Origin of the sequence: Pantoea sp. Cr_R13 (assembly GCF_029222565.1) — a bacterium.
In the GTDB taxonomy this organism is placed as follows: Bacteria; Pseudomonadota; Gammaproteobacteria; order Enterobacterales; family Enterobacteriaceae; genus Pantoea; species Pantoea eucalypti.
Genome location: NZ_JARHXL010000019.1, coordinates 228943 through 246739, shown reverse-complemented (window position 1 = coordinate 246739; position 17797 = coordinate 228943). Strand labels below are relative to the sequence as shown.

General features: G+C 56.5%; 15 protein-coding genes. 7 read left to right on the top strand and 8 right to left on the bottom strand.

Annotated elements, in window-relative coordinates:
- Positions 1 to 7: 7 nt before the first annotated feature.
- Positions 8 to 514: a TRAP transporter small permease gene (locus tag P2R09_RS20660; protein WP_008925730.1), complete on the bottom strand. Its 507-nt coding sequence runs from the start codon at positions 512 to 514 to the stop codon at positions 8 to 10.
- 49 nt (positions 515 to 563) lie between these two features.
- A complete protein-coding gene (locus P2R09_RS20655; protein WP_275772446.1) occupies positions 564 to 1535 on the bottom strand; it encodes a TRAP transporter substrate-binding protein in 972 nt (323 codons plus the stop codon).
- Positions 1536 to 1885: 350 nt separating this feature from the next.
- Between P2R09_RS20655 and exbB the strand changes: the two genes are divergently transcribed.
- The 3 genes from exbB to P2R09_RS20640 all read left to right on the top strand — a co-directional run bounded on the left by exbB (position 1886) and on the right by P2R09_RS20640 (position 4599).
- Positions 1886 to 2608, top strand: coding sequence for a tol-pal system-associated acyl-CoA thioesterase (gene exbB, locus P2R09_RS20650; protein WP_181162245.1), 723 nt, complete (start codon positions 1886 to 1888; stop codon positions 2606 to 2608).
- Positions 2609 to 2614: 6 nt separating this feature from the next.
- Positions 2615 to 3037: a TonB system transport protein ExbD gene (exbD, locus tag P2R09_RS20645; RefSeq protein ID WP_008925727.1), complete on the top strand. Its 423-nt coding sequence runs from the start codon at positions 2615 to 2617 to the stop codon at positions 3035 to 3037.
- Positions 3038 to 3273: 236 nt separating this feature from the next.
- Positions 3274 to 4599, top strand: coding sequence for an MFS transporter (locus P2R09_RS20640; RefSeq protein ID WP_275772444.1), 1326 nt, complete (start codon positions 3274 to 3276; stop codon positions 4597 to 4599).
- On the opposite strand, the gene P2R09_RS20635 is transcribed toward P2R09_RS20640, so the two are convergent.
- From P2R09_RS20635 to P2R09_RS20615, 5 genes are read right to left on the bottom strand one after another with little or no spacing between them, the layout of a single operon-like run.
- Positions 4596 to 5573 (bottom strand): spore coat U domain-containing protein, encoded by a 978-nt coding sequence (locus P2R09_RS20635; protein WP_275772442.1) that lies wholly within the window; start codon positions 5571 to 5573, stop codon positions 4596 to 4598. The two genes, P2R09_RS20640 and P2R09_RS20635, sit on opposite strands and share 4 nt — an antisense overlap.
- Positions 5570 to 8017: a fimbria/pilus outer membrane usher protein gene (locus P2R09_RS20630; RefSeq protein WP_275772440.1), complete on the bottom strand. Its 2448-nt coding sequence runs from the start codon at positions 8015 to 8017 to the stop codon at positions 5570 to 5572. The genes P2R09_RS20635 and P2R09_RS20630 overlap by 4 nt, the downstream gene beginning before the upstream one ends.
- Before the next feature lie 7 nt (positions 8018 to 8024).
- Positions 8025 to 8723: a molecular chaperone gene (locus P2R09_RS20625; RefSeq protein WP_275772439.1), complete on the bottom strand. Its 699-nt coding sequence runs from the start codon at positions 8721 to 8723 to the stop codon at positions 8025 to 8027.
- A gap of 25 nt (positions 8724 to 8748) precedes the next feature.
- Complete coding sequence (locus tag P2R09_RS20620; protein ID WP_275772436.1) at positions 8749 to 9240, bottom strand: spore coat U domain-containing protein; 492 nt, start codon at positions 9238 to 9240, stop codon at positions 8749 to 8751.
- A 46-nt stretch (positions 9241 to 9286) separates the two neighbouring features.
- On the bottom strand, positions 9287 to 9856 hold the full coding sequence (locus P2R09_RS20615) for a spore coat protein U domain-containing protein (RefSeq protein ID WP_275772434.1): 570 nt from the start codon (positions 9854 to 9856) through the stop codon (positions 9287 to 9289).
- Positions 9857 to 10399: 543 nt separating this feature from the next.
- Here P2R09_RS20615 and P2R09_RS20610 point away from each other — a divergent pair.
- From P2R09_RS20610 to P2R09_RS20600, 3 genes are all read left to right on the top strand, one after another.
- Positions 10400 to 12484 (top strand): bifunctional diguanylate cyclase/phosphodiesterase, encoded by a 2085-nt coding sequence (locus P2R09_RS20610; RefSeq protein WP_275772432.1) that lies wholly within the window; start codon positions 10400 to 10402, stop codon positions 12482 to 12484.
- 146 nt (positions 12485 to 12630) lie between these two features.
- On the top strand, positions 12631 to 14775 hold the full coding sequence (locus P2R09_RS20605) for a bifunctional diguanylate cyclase/phosphodiesterase (RefSeq protein WP_275772430.1): 2145 nt from the start codon (positions 12631 to 12633) through the stop codon (positions 14773 to 14775).
- Positions 14776 to 14904: 129 nt separating this feature from the next.
- The gene (locus tag P2R09_RS20600) at positions 14905 to 16308 is read left to right on the top strand and encodes a PLP-dependent aminotransferase family protein (RefSeq protein WP_105099908.1); all 1404 of its coding nucleotides are present in this window, start codon (positions 14905 to 14907) and stop codon (positions 16306 to 16308) included.
- Here the strand turns inward: P2R09_RS20600 and P2R09_RS20595 are convergent.
- A complete protein-coding gene (locus tag P2R09_RS20595) occupies positions 16305 to 16787 on the bottom strand; it encodes a YlaC family protein (protein WP_003848494.1) in 483 nt (160 codons plus the stop codon). The genes P2R09_RS20600 and P2R09_RS20595 overlap by 4 nt on opposite strands.
- Positions 16788 to 17096: 309 nt before the next feature.
- Between P2R09_RS20595 and P2R09_RS20590 the strand changes: the two genes are divergently transcribed.
- Entirely contained in the window at positions 17097 to 17708 is a 612-nt protein-coding gene (locus tag P2R09_RS20590) for a cupin domain-containing protein (RefSeq protein ID WP_275772427.1), read from the top strand.
- Positions 17709 to 17797: the final 89 nt, after the last annotated feature.

The window sequence follows — 17797 nt, the reverse complement described above, 5'->3', positions numbered from 1 at the left end:
CTCCGGATTAGTGGGTGCCGCCCAGTGTGACAATGGGTCGCTGACTTTGATCGCCAGTCAGCAATCGCTCAACAACAAACAGCAGGGTGAAGATCGCGCCAATCGGGATCGGCAGATACATTTCGCCGTAGGTCACCGCCGGCAGTGAGGCGAGCGTCTGCACCCACATCGCTTCACACAGGCTGTAACTGGCCTGGAAGATCACCAGACAGGTGAGGATCATCAGCAGATCGCAGACCCTCAGCATCAGGCGCTGGCGGGCAGGTGACAGACGATCGGTGACCATCGACACGCAGATATGTGTTCCGGCACGAAAGCCGACCGGCGCGCCGATAAAAGTGAAAATGATCATGCAGATAATGGCGACCGGTTCTGGCCAGGAGAGTGCGCCGTTCATCACGTAACGGGCGAAGATGCCAACAGGAATGACCGTCACCATGATTAACAGCGCCACGGCGGCCACCAGCATGCACAGCAGATAAAGCCCATCCATCAGACGCGTATAAGCAGACATAATTAATACCTGATTAAGCACGCCACACGGCAGTGTGGCGCGGGAAGGGTTATTTCACGTCGGCGATTCGGGTCATCAGATCCTGATATTTGCCGCCGAATTGATCGCGCACCGGCTGGGTAGCCTTAACGAAGTAGTCGCGATCGGTCTGCTGGAAGGTCACGCCACCGGCCTTCATTTTGGCGATCGACTGTTCGGTGTAGGTCGCCCAGAGCTGACGCTCTTCATCCTGTGCCTCTTTGCCGAGCTTTTTCAGCAGTGTCTGATCGTCGGGTTTCAGGCGATCCCAGGCACGTTTCGAAAACAGAATCATCTCTGGCTGAATAAAGTGGCCGGTGAGGGTGTAGTACTTCGCGACCGGCATGTAGTTGTGGGCGACAAAGGTAGGTGGGTTGTTCTCGGTTCCATCGACCACGCCGGTCTGCATCGCACTAAAGACTTCGCTGACGCCCATCGCCACCGGATTTGCGCCCATCGCTTTCAGCGTCGCCAGTGAAATGGCGCTGTTCTGCACCCGGATCTTCATACCTTTAAGATCGTCGGGTTTTGCCAGCGGCTTCTTGGTGATCATGTTGCGCTCACCGGCATCCGTCCAGCCCAGGAAGACCATGCGGGCGTTGGGATCCTTATCAAACTTGCTGGCAATCTCGCTGCCTATCTCACCATCCAGCACTTTATGCATGTGGTCGATGTCGCGAAAAACGTAGGGCAGGGTCAGCACGCTGGTTTCCGGGGCGATAGACGTGACCGGAGCCAGTGAGACGCGGATCATATCGATGGCGCCCAGCTGCACCTGCTGCAGCGTCTGGTCTTCATCACCCAGCACGCCACCGGCGTAGATCTTCATCTCCAGCCGTCCATCAGTGGCCTGTTTGAGTTTGTCGCCCATGTGTTGCAGGGCAACCACAGTGGGATAACCGGCAGGCTGGACTTCAGCCACTTTAATCACCTGTGCCGTGGCGGCGGCGCTCATCATCATCGCCGCCAGGGCACTGGCCACGCATGTTTTTGTCAGTCTCATTATTTTGTCTCCCGCAGAGGTAGGACGGCCTGGAGTCTGGGCTAACCGCAGAGTGCCGTGTGGAGCCAGCATAGTGAAAATGCGTCTGAGTAAAATGCGGTAATGTTGATTGAATGAATGGCGTCACATTTTGAAACGTTGTTTTAATAAATTTTCATGCAGCTTCACATTTTCGAAACGTCTCTGACGGGAAGTGTGTAAAGCCGGTCAAAGCGAGGTCTGTGACCAGGGTTGGGTTTGTAAATACTAATGAGAACTACTATCAATTCGCCGCCATTTTGCTATTATTCGCGCTTGTTTCGCATCCCTGAATCAGAAGTTGGAGAAGCAGCGTGGTAGCCAGTGATTTGATGCAAACGGACCTCTCCGTTTGGGGCATGTATCAACATGCCGATATCGTGGTAAAAGTCGTCATGATTGGGCTGTTGTTGGCATCGGTCGTGACATGGGCGATCTTTTTCGGCAAATATGCTGAACTCAGCGCCGCTAAGCGCCGCCTGAAGCGTGAGCAACTGGCGCTGGGCGAAGCCCGCAGTCTCAATGACGCCGCCCGCATTGCTCAGTCGTTTACCGGTCACAGCCACAGCGTCGTGCTGCTGAACGATGCGCAGAATGAACTCGAATTGTCGGCAGGTGTGGAAGATACCAACGGCATTAAAGATCGCACCAGTTTCCGCCTTGAGCGCCGCGTGGCTGCTTTCAGCCGCCATGCAGGCCGGGGCAATGGCTTCCTGGCAACCATCGGCTCTGTCGCCCCGTTTATTGGTCTGTTCGGCACGGTCTGGGGCATTATGAACAGCTTTATCGGTATTGCGAAAACCCAGACGACGAACCTTGCGGTGGTGGCTCCCGGTATCGCCGAAGCGCTGCTGGCAACGGCGGTGGGTCTGGTCGCTGCGATTCCGGCGGTGGTGATCTACAACGTCTTTGCCCGCATGATCGCGAACTACAAAGCCTCGCTGGGTGATGTTGCCGCTCAGGTGATGCTGTTGCAGAGTCGTGACATCGACCTGGGCACTGTGGCCAAAGAGGTTCCGCGTCCCGCGACCGCCCAGAAACTGCGCTTAGGGTAAGCTGTTATGGCCATGCGATTAAACGACGATCTGCAAACCGACGGTGAAATGCATGAGATTAACGTGACGCCGTTTATCGATGTCATGCTGGTTCTGCTGATCATCTTTATGGTAGCCGCGCCACTGGCGACGGTCGACGTGCGCGTCAATCTGCCCGCCTCAACCAGCGCGCCGCAGCCGCGCCCGGAGAAACCGGTTTACCTGTCGATTAAAGCGGATAAGCAGCTCTACGTCGGTAACGATCAGGTTACGCCTGACTCGCTGGTGAACGTGCTGACCAGCCAGACGCAGGGCAACAAAGAGACGACGATTTTCTTCCAGGCGGACAAGTCGGTGGATTATGAAACCCTGATGAGCGTGATGGATAAACTGCGCACGGCGGGCTATCTGAAAATCGGGCTGATGGGCATGGAAACCGTGAAGAAATAGCGAATTATCGGGCATCCTTAGAAGGCGACTATTGAGGTCGCCTTTTTTTATGACTGCTCTCTGCCCACATAAAATCGGGTAAAGCAGTGCTCAAGCCGATCACTTATGCTGCCTGATTTGAATTGTTAATTTGTTGTTACTTATGTACATAGATTTGTAAAGTGCAATGGTGACTCACGTCACATTAATCCCGCTTCAGTCAGGCTAAAACGGCTAAAAAACAACAGGAAGCCGTTATGAGTCACACCCCGTCTTTACAAAAGCCGCCGAAAAGTGCTGCCCGAACTATCTTCAACGTCACCAGTGGTAACTTCCTGGAGATGTACGACTTCATGGTGTTTGGCTACTACGCGACCGCCATTTCAAAAACCTTCTTCCCGGGTGATGACCCGTTTGCCTCCCTGATGCTGACCCTGATGACCTTTGGTGCCGGTTTCCTGATGCGCCCGCTGGGGGCGATCATTTTGGGTGCCTACATCGACCATCACGGTCGTCGCAAAGGCCTGTTGCTGACGCTGGGCTTGATGGCGATTGGTACTCTGACCATTGCGGTGGTGCCGGGTTACGCCACCTTAGGCGTGGCAGCACCGATTCTGATTCTGCTGGGGCGGCTGTTGCAGGGCTTCTCGGCGGGGGTTGAGCTGGGTGGCGTATCGGTCTATCTGGCCGAAGTTGCACCCAAAGGACGCAAAGGCTTCTTCGTGAGCTGGCAGTCGGGCAGTCAGCAGATTGCGGTGATCTTTGCTGCCCTGCTGGGCCTGATGCTGAATCATCTGCTGGCGAAAGAGGCGGTAACGGAGTGGGGCTGGCGTATCCCGTTTGTGGTTGGCTGTCTGATTGTGCCGTTCCTGTTCTATATCCGCCGGATGCTGGAAGAGACTGAAGCGTTCAGTAAACGTAAACATCATCCGAGCATGACGGAAATCATGCGGTCGGTCGCCAGCAACTGGGCGCTGGTGCTGGCGGGCATGCTGATGGTGGTCACCACCACGGTGATGTTCTACATGATCACCGCTTTTACGCCGACCTTTGGCAAAACCGTACTGATGATGAGTGACAAGCAGGCGTTTCTGGTGACGCTCTGTGTGGGTGTTTCCAACCTCTTCTGGCTGCCGCTGATGGGTGCGCTGTCTGACCGCGTGGGACGACGTCCGCTGCTGATCATTTTCACCCTGCTGATGATTGTCACCACCTGGCCGGTACTTCACTGGATGGTGGGATCGGCCAGCTTCGCTCACCTGCTGGAAGCAGAGCTGTGGCTGTCGTTTCTCTATGCCAGCTATAACGGTGCGATGGTGGTTTATCTGGCAGAAATTATGCCGGCTGAAGTGCGCGCTGCCGGTTTCTCCATGGCTTACAGTCTGGCGACTGCGCTATTTGGCGGCTTTACACCTGCCATCTCCAGCTATCTGATTCACGCCACCGGTGACAAAGCGATGCCTGGCGTCTGGCTCACCTTTGCGGCGGTCTGCGGGCTGATCGGTACGCTGTTGATTGGCCGGATGGTGAAGCAGTATCAGAGGCGTCACAGCGTCACAACGACGGTCAGCGCGTCACTTTAAAACGATAAATCGACGACCACGCTGTCGCTGTAATTTCCCGCAGGCGGCGTGTTCTGAGTGTTCAGGATGCGCGCGGTGTAGTTAAAGCCGCGCGTCAGTCCATCCGCTGATACCGCTGTTGAGGTGGTACTGCTCCAGCGTTCAGTGCCTGCCGCTCCCCAGCGATTGCTGGTGGCACTTTTATAAATCTCATAACTCAGACGGTTCGCTCCGCTCGCCATGTTCCTGACGCTGCCCGCCGGATAACTGCCATTGTTCAGCCCGACGGTATAGGTACTGCCTTTACTGCACAGCACGTTAATGGTCTGCGATACAGCGGAGAAGCTACTCACCAGTGGCGCACTGCCAAAGCTGATGTTGGGTGCGGTGATCGTGGTGCAATCGTTGGTGAGGACAGCGGTAACGTTAATCGGAATCACGCCGCTGCCGTTCTGCTCGCTTAAACAGAGATTGCCCACGCCAATGCTGGTGCAGATGCGGTAAGTCACCGCCATATTTAGCGTAACGGAATAGGTTCCCGCGGCAACCACCTGACCGGGAACAGTGCGCAGATAGACGGGAATGGCAAAGTTAAGACTGCCCAGCAAACCGGCCAGATTTATCAGGGTTTGTGAGCTGTAAACAAACGGCGTGCTGCCAATCGTCAGTTCGCTGGCGCAGGCGCTGTCGGCGCAGAGCCGTACTGGCACATTATCGCTGCCGGTGTCACCACTGCGTTTCAGGACGCCCCGCGTGCCGCTGATGTTGGTCGCGCCGGTCAGCTGAAACGTTATCTGGTTATTGCCAAGCAGTGACAACGCCGAGCCTGCGCCACAGTTGACGTTGGCGTTAGTGGTCACCGAGCTGACGGTGGTATTCGCCACAAACGTCGAGACTGAGCCGAAGCTGGCGGTCGACGCGGGCAGACCGCAGGCGGCGTAGCTCAGCGACGGCAGTGTCAGCAGCAGGGCAGCCAGTAACAGAGATTTAATCATGGTTGGGTTCCGGACGTGAAAGATTCAGCGGGAGAGGCGGCGCTGCCTGCGGCGGGCGCGGGCAGCGCGCAGGTCAGAGGGCCATAGGTTTTCAGCGCCTGCGGCTGACCGCTGGCGATGCGCAGTTCGGTTTCACAGCGGCGGCCATCGGGCGTCACCACCTCCATGGGGTTTCTGGCAGTGAGATTTTCCATCCAGACGATGCCATCCCAGCCGACATACTCAGTGGCATGATCCGCACGCTGTACCAGGCTTGAGACGGGCAGCGGCTGGCCCTGTGCATCAACCAGAATCACGCTGGCAGAGCGCAGTTTTTCCACCGGGAAGTTAAGCAGGTAGCCGCTCTGACGTTTCACCGCAAAACGCTGCTCAACATGGGGCGTGGTCATATCGGCGGGGAGGTCGAGGGTGTCGATATCATATTTGGCCGGGTAGTAGCTGCTGATGGCGGGGACCAGCAGATAGCCCTGTTGGTTAGTGCGTCCCATCGACTGATTCTCATAGCGGACATTAACGTCGGGGTAGCCCGTTTTCACCAGCACAAAAGCGTCGTTGATGGCGTTGGCGGCAAAGACGCTGTTGTCCATCAATACCAGGGCACCGGCGACATCGGCCCATTGAGTCAGATTGTCATCATCACCGTAGAAGCCCCCCGAGGTGTCGATATGGTTATTGCGGTAGCGCAGACTGCCCTGCCGGTAGTCGCCACTGTCGCCACTCTGATTCGCCCATGAGGCATCCCAGGCGAATCCACCGTCGCTGGGCATGGCACTGGAGGCATAGAGGCGCTGGCTATCGCGACCGCGCTGATCGCGCTCGGTGCTAATCGCCGCGCTGCCCTGCTCGCCAAACGGGATCACCAGCGAGAGCGCACCGGTCCAGCTCTTCTCATCCTGATCGCGGCTGGCGGAGACATAGAGGCTGCTGTTTCCCCACAGATTCTTACTCCATGAGAGGTTCCACAGACGGGTGCGATCGCCCTGGCCGTCGGTGATATCGATGAAGGCGGCGCCGACGCTGCCAAAGCGGTTTAGTGAGACGCTGGCGCTGTATTGGGCAGTGCGGCGCGACAGCGCGTAACGGCTATCCGCCTGACTACCTGCACGGCTCCCGACCAGGGCCAGATTGCCGAAGTCGCTGCTGCGCTGGGTCTGCTGCGTGCCGATGTTGAACCAGCGATTGTTATACTGATAGCCCCAGCTATATTGCCTGCCGCTGTCGCTATCAAGATGACTTTGCGCCACCGCGCCGTTAACCACGCCCCAGCTGCCAACCCGAAGCTGACCTCCCAGCCCGCCCATCGCCAGATTTTCACTGCCCTCGGCGTGACTCTCCAGCGTCAGCCAGTCGGTCATGCCGTAGCGATATGAGCCACTGGCGGCAGCCGCACCGTAATCGAAGTTTTTAATGCCGTAATTTTCGCGAATCGCCCCGGCGGAGATAGCGTAGTCAGCCAGCCCCGATTTCAGCAGATTGCTGGAGACATAAAACGGCATGGTGGTGGTGACGCGTCGGCCGACCGCATCCGTGGTGGTGATCACCGCGTCACCCGCACCATTGACGAATGGCACATTGGTTAATGACCACGGTCCAGGCTGCACATTTGCCTGACCGGATCGATAGCCATTGATAAAGAGATCGACGGTGGAGGGGACTGCAGCCTGGCCAGAGAAGGCGGGGAGCGGATAGGTCACCAGGTCAGGACGGACGCTGAAGTCGCGACCCACACTGATGCCGCCGAGTCGGATGCTGCTGCTCCAGGCAAGCGAGTTAGTCACCAGATCCCCGACCCGCCAGCTCACCGCCGCGTTCTCATCTTCATTGCTCCACCAGCTGTCATAGCGGATATAGCCATTGTCCTGATATGTAGTACTGCCTTCCAGCTGTTGCTGCCAGACGCCGTTGGTAGAGACGTGTCCGGCATCACCGAACAGGCGCAGTTCATTCCAGGCAGAAAGCCGGGTGCCGGTGGTATCAGTACGGCTGGCGTAGAGATCGTAGTTAATCAGCGCGCCGCCGCTGGTGCGCCCCGGATAGCGCGGTCCGTTCTTCGCCTCGCCAATCACCTGACCGGGAAGCCATTCCGGTGGTACGGTGAGCAGCAGCCGCTGACGGGAGGCGTCATATTCCACACTGACGGATTGCAGGCTGCTGACATCGATCTGCGCCTGCTGACCCAGCTTATCCAGTGGCAGACCGGCACGCTGCAGATCGCCGCTGCGCAGCCAGAAATGGTCGTTGCGCTGCTCGACTGGTACAATGTTGCCGTTTTCCTGCTGGTTAATCACCAGCTCCAGCATATATTGCTGACCGCTGCTGCTGGTCTGCAGGCTGGGCGGTGGTGGCAGGGATGAATAAGTCTCCGCCAGCACAGGATCCGGCGTTAAGGCGTAAATGACGCTGGCTACCGCCAGCGCGCAGGGATGCAGGGAAAAAGGTCTCATTCAGCGCTTATTTCTGGGCAGCGCTGCGCCACGGGCTCTTGTTGACCTCTGCAGTGAGTTCGCCGCTGACCGGCGTGGTGAGTGGCCAGCGATATGTGCTGTCCGCCAGCACATAGCCATATAAACCGTCGCCCAGTCTGCGACCGCCGATAGTCACATTGCTCAGTCGGGCATGGCCATTGCCACTGTTGGTCAGCTGCAGCCAGCGCTTGCCTCCTTCGCTAATCTGTTGCCAGCGCAGAGCCGGACGGGCACTGTCGGTGGAGAGCCCGGTGCCATAGACGAACAACGGCACTGAGTAGCGCATCTGAAAGGTCAGCCCGGCCTGATTCTCGCCAGGATTGCGCGGCGTGGGAATCTCATCCAGCACCACCCGATAAGCCCGCTCTTTACCGGCCGCAGGCGGCGTCTGTTTAATCAGTCTGACCAGCTGTTTTTGTCCTGGCTCCATTCGCACCATTGGCGGGCTGGCGACCACCCGCTGCTGGGTCTGGTACTGTTCCTGTCCATTGATTTGCTGCCAGCTGAAAACACGGATCTGCATCATCGTGGTCGTGTTACCGCGATTCTCCAGCCAGAGTTCGCTGGCTTTCTCTTCAGGATTAATGGCGGGATCGATAGGCCATATCATCACAGAGTTAGCAGCAAAGGCTGCATGGAATAGGGGAGAACTTAACAGCAACAGCAGGGCGCGCAGTGGCTTCATGATCGTATCCTTGTTTTCTATCGCCTCACCAGCTCAGGGTGACGGTCAGCGTATCGGTATAAACGCCGGCGCGCGCAGTGCCGGGCAGTTGCAGCTGGCCATAGATCGGCAGCGTAATGTTATTGGCATTGCTATAGCTCAGCGGCACCGCCTGATTGACCGGGATCACCGTGGTGCGGCTGGCATTACTAAAGAGCGTATAGGGAACGGTATTGCTGAAGTTGGGCAGTTTCAGGTTGCGGGTGGTCGTGAAGTTGGCGCCCTGATTAATGCTCATGCTCAGCGTGGTGCCCGGCGTGCAGGCAAGATTTATCGAGGTACTCTGCACAAAGCTGGCGCTGGCGGAAGTGGCCGCCACGCCAGACTGTGTGCCGAAGTTAAGTGTGCCGAAAACACCGGTATTGGTTCCGGATATTACGCAGCCTGCCACGACAGAAGCCGTGACCTGAAAGGTGCTGGTGGGCAGACCCCAGGCGCTGAAACACCCTGACAGCAGAGGCAGACCGCATGCGATCATCAGGCTGGATCGCCAGAGAACCACCCTTATCTACCTGCGACAGTCGTTAATAGTTCACGGCAACGTTAATCGTATCGGTATAAGTTCCGGCAGGAATCAGGGGATTAAAACCGCCACCGACAACCCGGCCATAAATGGCGTAGTTGGTGCCCAGTGTTGGGTCCGTGGTTCCACTGGCGGCGATTGGCGTATTGTTGGCGATAGCCGTGGTAAAAGAGGCGTCACTGTAGAGGGTATAGGCGATGCCCTGCGCATTATTCGATCCCAGAATCAGGTAACGCGGCGATGTGGAAGCTGTGCCATAAATCGTCGCTGGCGCAGCGTTGCTGCTGGTCACCACCACGTTATAGTCCTGACCCGTAGTACAGCGGACAAAAATACCGTTACCCGCCGCTCCGACCAGCGTGGCGTTCAGGGTGTCGAAGGTCGCTGCACTGCTACCAAAATTCAGGGTACCGAAGTTAACGCCCGCCGTCGCTGACTGACCGTTAACCAGGCAACCCGTGGTTAGCGTTAACGTGGCATTGATGGTTCCCGAGGTCGTTGCCGCCTGGGTTAAGGGTGTCATTGCGACAGTTAATCCTGCAGCGGCACACAGAAAAAGCTTGAGTTTCATAATATTTCCTTACGGATTATCGAGAGTCAGTGCTTTTTCACCCGGTGTTTATTAACGATTCAACTCAAAATGATGAAATAAAAATTACAAGGCGGTTAGTGCCGCTGTCCTGAGGAAAATCTTAGACTTAAGAATGATGATTTATATTAGTTTTACTTACTATAGATCAGTTAAAGCGTTACGCGAAGCCCTGCCATTTATTTTTCATTAATCAAATGGCTTAAGTGGCCGATAACCCAGTAACAGCAAGGCATAACAGCAAGAAAGAAAAAGAAAACTCTTTGTTTTTTCGGTCTCTGGCATGCTTTCCGCTTCGGTGATATGTTCCTGTACCAATCAGACATAATAACGATTTGCCGGCTGTCTCAGCAGGCGGGTAATAAGATGCAGGTTTAAAATGCCCTGCGTCTGGGGGCGCGCTTTACCGGGCCTCCGGGACAATAAAAACCGACATTTAATGACTTTCACCCAACGGGTGTTTTTTTAAATCATTTTCTGACTTTACACAGCACCCGTTTCTCAGCGGGTGGTGAGGAGCTGCACATGTTGCTTGTCACCTGGGATAGCGTTTTGATCTGCGTTTCGCTGATCGTCGCGTTTATTGCCTCATTTACAGCGCTGGATACTGCCGGAAGGGTGGCGGTATCCCGTGGCTGGAGCGCCCGATTCTGGTTGCTGGCAGGCGGAACTGCGATGGGGATTGGCGTCTGGGCAATGCATTTCATTGGTATGCTGGCGATGATGATGCCGATGACGATGCGCTATGACACGCGGCTGACGATCCTCTCGCTGCTGGTGGCGATCATGGCGTCAATGCTCGCTTTTGGCCAGACAGTGGGCGGCCTGCATCTCACCCGTTATCGGTTACTGCGCGGCGCACTGATCCTGAGTTCAGGGATTGTCGTGATGCACTACCTCGGCATGTATGCCCTGCTGATTGAGCCGCGACCTGAGTGGAATGTGCTGCGGGTGGTGCTCTCCATGATCATTGCGTTTGTTGCTTCGGGCGTGGCGCTGTGGCTGGCGTTTCATCTGCGCCAGGGTGACCATCATCTGCTGCTGATGCGGGGACTGGCCTCACTGGTGATGGGGATGGCCATTGCCGGTATGCATTATGTCGGCATGTCGGCAGCGCGATTCAGCGAGAGCAGTATGATGCAGCCGGGTGGTGTGAGCAATCCAGGACTGGCGGTTTGGGTAACGCTCATTACGCTGATTATTCTGGGCATTACGCTGCTGAGTTCCATGCTGGATGCCCAACTGCGTGCCGCGCGACTGGCGACCCGACTCAGACGCGCTAACCAGGAACTGCGTCAGCTGGCAATGCATGACAATCTAACCGCGCTACCCAATCGGGTCATGCTGGAGCAACAGCTCGATCTGGTGATTAAACAGGCTATGCTCAATGAGAATCGCTTTGCCGTGATCTATATGGATCTTGATGGGTTCAAAGCGGTCAATGACACCTGGGGACACCACGTCGGTGATCGGTTGCTGGTGGCTGTGTCGGAACGGCTGCGAAGCCAGCTCAGCAACACGATGCTGCTGGTGCGTCTGGGAGGCGATGAATTTGTGCTGATGGCGGAGGCATGCGATATCAATCCAGCCCGTCAGCTGGCGCAAAAACTGGTCAAAGTGATCAGTACGCCGTTTGAACTGGATCGCTATGTGTTACACGTTTCCCTCAGTGCGGGCATTGCGATATTCCCGCTGCACGGTCGTAACCGGCAGGAGCTGTTATTCAATGCCGACTCGGCGATGTACCACACCAAACACAGCGGACGTAACGGCTGGTGCCTGTTTGAACCGGCGATGAGTGATGCGACGCAGCATCAGCTGGCGCTGGCAAACGATCTGTGGGAGGCGATCGATCGGCAACAGATGCGGCTCTTCTATCAGCCCAAATTCCGTTCCGGCGGCACACGGCTAATGGGATTTGAAGCACTGCTGCGCTGGCAGCATCCGCAACGCGGGTTACTGACGCCTGAGCTGTTTCTGCCGCGCGCCGAAAAAACCGGCCAGATCGTTGCACTGGGCAACTGGGTGATTGATGAAGCCTGCCGTCAGCTGAAAATCTGGCATAACCAGGGTAACAGCGACTGGACGGTCTCGGTCAATCTCTCCGCGTTGCAGTTTCACCAGCGTGATTTACTCAACACGCTAATGCAGACGCTGGCGCGTTACCAGCTGTCAGGCAGCGCACTGATGCTGGAAATCACGGAAGCGATTGCCATGCGCGATCCCCTCTTCAGCCAGCAACGTATTCGTGAACTGCAGCAGGCGGGCGTCAGTGTGGCCATCGATAATTTTGGCATCGGCTATGCCAACCTGTTGCATCTGAAAGATCTGGATGCCAGCGAACTCAAAATCGATCGCAGCTTTATTAACTGCCTGCGACCCGGCAGTGAAGATGCGACCGTGGTCAGCGCCATGCTGACCCTGGCGCAGAGTCTTAACCTGCGCATGGTGGCGGAAGGGGTTGAGACAGAAGAGCAGCAGCACCTGCTCACCAGCCTGGGCTTTGATGCGCTGCAGGGGTATCTGCTGGGCAAGCCGACGCCAGCGGATCGGATAGAGGCGTTTCGTTTTCCCGTACTGCGACCGCCTCTGGCATCAGCATCCGTCTGACGCTGACGATAGATTTCAGCACTCAGAGTGAGTGGAAAGATGCAGGGTTCGCGGCTCATTAACCGCCAGGCAGTGCCGATAATTAAGAAAAGAAGTTTAAAAATCCCTTACCTAAACACAAGCACGGCTTTTCGCGGGAACGCACTATGTTAGCAACCTCATACGACTCTTTTATCGTCATCGTCTCCGTTCTTGTCGCGATGCTGGCTTCGTTTACCGCCTTAGATATGGCGGGACGGGTGGTGCACTCCACGGGCAAAGTCGCGCTGGTCTGGCTGTTTGGCGGCGGTTTCTCCATGGGCATCGGCATCTGGGCGATGCACTTCATTGGCATGTTGTCGATGAACATGGAGATGGTTATGAGCTACAACGCCGGGCTGACCGCCTTCTCCGCTGCCATCGCGGTCTGCGCATCGATATTTGCCCTGTGGCTGGTCTGCAGTGGCGATTTGCCCCTGCCGCGCCTGGCGGGCGGCGCACTGATTCTCGGCAGCGGTGTCGTGGCGATGCACTATACCGGTATGGCAGCCCTGATGTTCTCGCCGGGCATTGTCTGGCGGTGGGGCTGGATAGGCCTTTCGGTGGTGATCGCGCTGGCCGCTTCTGGCGCAGCGCTGTGGCTGGCGTTTAACCTGCGTGAAGGTCAGACTGGCCGGGTGACCCTGTTGCGCATTGGCGCATCCGTGGTGATGGGCTGTGCGATTGCGGGCATGCACTACACCGGCATGATGGCGGCAGAGTTTCCCGCTCACAGCCATTCGATGGGGCAGGGCGTTAACAGTAACTGGCTGGCGATTCTGGTCACGGTAGTCACTATCTCAATCCTGGGGATTACTCTGCTGGTCTCGATGCTGGATGCACGTATGCAGGCCCGCACCTCCATTCTCGCCAGTTCACTGGCTGAAGCGAACCGCGAACTGGCACAGCTGGCGCTGCACGACAATCTGACTCGCCTGCCAAACCGCATTCTGCTGGAAGATCGGCTGGAGCAGGCGATCAACAAAGCGAATCGTGAGCAGACGCTGTTTGCCCTGATGTTTATGGATCTGGACGGATTTAAGGCGGTTAACGACGCGTTCGGGCATCACATTGGCGACCGTCTGCTGGTGGGCGTGACTGAGCGGATGAGCCAGCAGATGGCTGGCTATTACACGCTGGCGCGACTCGGCGGTGATGAGTTTGTGCTGCTGGTGGAGATCGACGATCCCAATGATGCGGCGGCCATTGCCGATAAACTGGTGAAAGCGGTGGACCGTCCGTTTGATATCTCACGCTATGAGCTGGTGGTCTCGCTGAGCCTCGGCATCGCCGTCTATCCTGGCGATGGCGAGGATGAGCGTGAACTGATGTTCAACGCCGATGCGGCGATGTATCACACCAAAAATAATGGCCGCAATGGTTACACCTTTTTTCAGCCCTCAATGAACATTCAGGCGCAGAGCCAGCTTCAGCTGAACAATGATCTCTGGCAGGCGCTGGATAACAATGAGCTGCGCCTGTTCTATCAGCCAAAATATTGCGCGCCACGCGGCCCGCTTCTTGGTTTCGAAGCGCTGCTGCGCTGGGAACATCCAAAACGGGGTCTGTTATCGCCTGACAAATTTCTGCCAATGGCGGAAAAAACCGGGATGATTGTCAACATCGGCAATTGGGTGATTAATGAAGCGTGTCGCCAGTTGCGCCAGTGGCATTTACAGGGCCATACGGACTGGTCAGTGGCGGTGAACCTGTCGGCGCTGCAGTTTGAGCAATCGAATCTGGTAGAGACAGTGGTGAATGCGCTGGCAAAACATCAGATTCCGGCCGAACTGTTGACGCTGGAGGTGACGGAAACCACCGCGATGCGCGATCCCGATGAGAGTGTGCGTATTCTCACCGAGCTGACTCAGCTTGGGGTGAAAGCCTCGATTGATGACTTTGGTACCGGCTACTCCAGCCTGCTCTACCTGAAAAGGCTACCGGCCAGCGAACTTAAGATCGATCGGGCCTTTGTGAATGAACTCCAGCATCAGCCGGAAGATGCCACCATCGTGTCGGCGATTGTGGCACTGGCGCAGTCACTGCAGCTGAAAGTGGTGGCCGAGGGCGTTGAAACCGCTGAACAGCAGGCCTTTCTGACCGGCCTGGGTTGCAATACGCTGCAGGGCTTCCTGCTGGGCAGGCCGGTTCCCGCGGAACAGGTGCCGGAGCTGGCGAACTTTGTGGTAGCAGAAGATGAAGAGGTCGTTACGGATATCCGCCAGATGAGTGAAGCTGAACCGCTGCTGACACCGCAGGTTGCTGCAATCTGACACACCTGACACAGCAGAGTATCCGCGTGAATTGAGACGATAAGCGATTCGCACCGCCTGTCATTGATCGCCTGCCGTGGTAAAGTCTCGCGGCCAGATTATTCACGGTAAAACAGGGAGAGGCGACCCGTGGCGAAATACCAGCGATTGATGGATGAGATTCAGCAGCAAATAGAGGCCGGCATCTGGCTGCCTGGCACCCGTTTACCTTCGTTGCGTCAGCAGGTTGCGCAGCAGGGTGTCAGCCTGATGACCGTGTTGCATGCCTATGAGTTGCTTGAAAGCCAGGGCTGGATCGTTTCTCGTCCACAATCAGGTTACTACGTGGCACCGCGTGCCCTGGCGCCCGCACCGCTGAGCGTGGCGATCAGCGAACAGGTCGATATCAACGACTTTGTGTTTGATGTATTGCAGGCCACGCGCGATCCCGCCATCGTGCCGTTTGGTTCTGCTTTTCCTGATCCCGCGCTCTTTCCGCAGCGCCAGCTCATGCGCTCGCTGGCAAACGTCTCTCACCATCTCACCCCAACGGATGCGCTGCACAATCTGCCGCCTGGCAACGCCACGCTGCGACAGCTGCTGGCCCAGCGCTATGCGCGGCAGGGCATTACGCTGTCGCCGGATGAAATTGTCATCACCAGCGGGGCGCTGGAGGCACTCAACCTCAGTCTGCAGTCCCTGACCGAGCCGGGCGATTACGTGATAATTGAGCATCCGGGTTTTTATGGTGCGCTGCAGGCGATTGAACGGCTCAAACTCAAGGCGCTGGCGATTCCGGTCGATGCAAAGCAGGGCATCGACCTTGCCCAGCTGGAGGAGGCCCTGCAGCGCTGGCCGGTGAAAGCCTGCTGGCTGATGACGACTCTACAAAATCCGCTCAGCGTGACCTTAACCCCGGAGCGTAAACAAGAGCTGGTCGAACTACTGGCGCGTTATCAGGTGCCGATGATTGAAGATGATGTCTATGCCGAACTCTGGGCGGGTGATGTTGCGCCGCTGCCGGCTAAAGCCTGGGATCGTCAGGGGAACGTGCTGCATTGCGGCTCGTTTTCAAAGTCGCTGGTGGCAGGATTTCGCGTTGGCTGGGTTGCGGCAGGACAACATGCGCAGCGCATTCAGCGGCTTCAGCTGATGAGCACGCTTTCTACCAGCGCGCCAATGCAGCTGGCGCTGGCCGATTTCCTCGCTACGCGGCGTTACGACACCCATCTTAAGCGGCTGCGACAGATTCTGGCGAAACGACAGCAAATGGTGCGCCAGGCATTACTGAAAGTACTGCCACCGCAGTCAACGGTCAGTGAAGGGCGCGGGGGCTATTTCCTTTGGGTGACACTGCCGGACCATATCAATACGACCCGGCTCTATCAGCAGGCGCTGGCGAAGGGGATCAGCATTGCACCGGGGCAGTTATTTTCGGCAGGAGAGCAGTTCAGCCACTGTTTTCGGCTGAATACCGCCTGGCCGTGGGATAGCCGGGCCGAGGCGGCAATAGAAACGCTGGGTCAGTTGATGGCGAAGCCGCTGGCAGATTAAACCTGCGCCGCTTCCTGGTGACCCCAGGTCAGGTAGTAGACATCATAGAAGTCCACTTCCCCTTTTTGCGTCAGCAGACGCTGGATGCCTGTCTTCACCCGTTCCGGCGCTTCAGGCAGCGACAGAATGCGAGAGATAGCCTGCTCGCGCACGGGCTGAATGTAATACCACTCGCCGTTGTAGCAGACGCGCAGATCGAGTGCATCAATATCTTCAAAGCGATATTTCGGGTTGATATCCAGCAGCATCAGAACACTCATCACCAGCACAAATGCGGTGGCAAACCAGAAGGCGGGCCAGCCGAGCATCTCGGTAGAGAAAATCAGCGCCACGCACAGGCCATAGCAGAGATACATGACTGCCCAGAGGCCAGGGTGTTTTTTCAGAAACGAGAGGCTAAAGCGCGGCAAATTGTCGCGACGTTCTTCGCGATTAAGCGTAGCGATCTCGTCAATCAGGATTTGTTTAATAGCGTCCATTTGTTACCTCACTGTCATCTGTTAGCTATTACAACAGATAACAGTCAAGCATATCAGAAACAGATTCGTGCATTTTTTATATAACAGTTGATAAAACCGTTGTTGGTCATCCTGCCACCTGACATTTTGCAACACTTTGCCGCAGTAAAAACCGCTACCCTCTGCCACCCATACACAGCCTTGCCCTATTGTTAACGACACATTTGGCTTTAGGCAGCAATATCAGTCAATTATCCAAAATGTGTTGTCTGGCGCACATTGCATTGTGCCGCGGGTTTGCCACACTTAATAAAAAACCGGAGAACCTGTATGTGTGCCTCATCCTCCAGCCTGATGTTAATGATGTCCTTTGCCGCAGGCACTTTCTCGGCCGGGGCTTCTGATAATCCTCAGCATCTTATGCTTGGCATCCCGTCGGGTGGCGTCCCGAATAACCCGTTACCTCTGATTATCTGGCCGCGCGTGGTGCCGGAAGATGAGGAAATCGCGACGTGGTTTGAGAAAACGTTTGAAGAGAACGGCTGGCCACCCGCCTGGCGCTATCCGATTTTTCCCTACACCCACTTTCATCCCAACACCCACGAATTGCTGGGCGTGGCGGAGGGCTGGGCAGAAGTACTGTTTGGCGGCGACAGTGGCCGGATGGTGACGCTGCGCGCCGGTGATGCGGTGCTGATTCCGGCAGGCGTCGGGCATCGTCAGGTCAGCGCCAGCGACGACTTCATGGTGATTGGTGCCTATCCGCACGGCATGTCGCCGGAGACGCTGCCCGATGAACCGGCTAAGCTGAAAATGGCCCAGGAACAGGTAAAAAAAGTGCCACTGCCGACGCAGGACCCTTTCACCGGTAAAGAGGGCGCATTGACGGAGATCTGGCAGCCGATTGCCGCCATGCATTTACAGCAACAGATGGACCTGTAAAGACCTGCGTCCGTCGTGAAATGATTAAGCGCGAGCACGGCTCGCGCTTTGCTTTTCTGGCCTGAAACCTCTTTTAAACGTTAATGCCA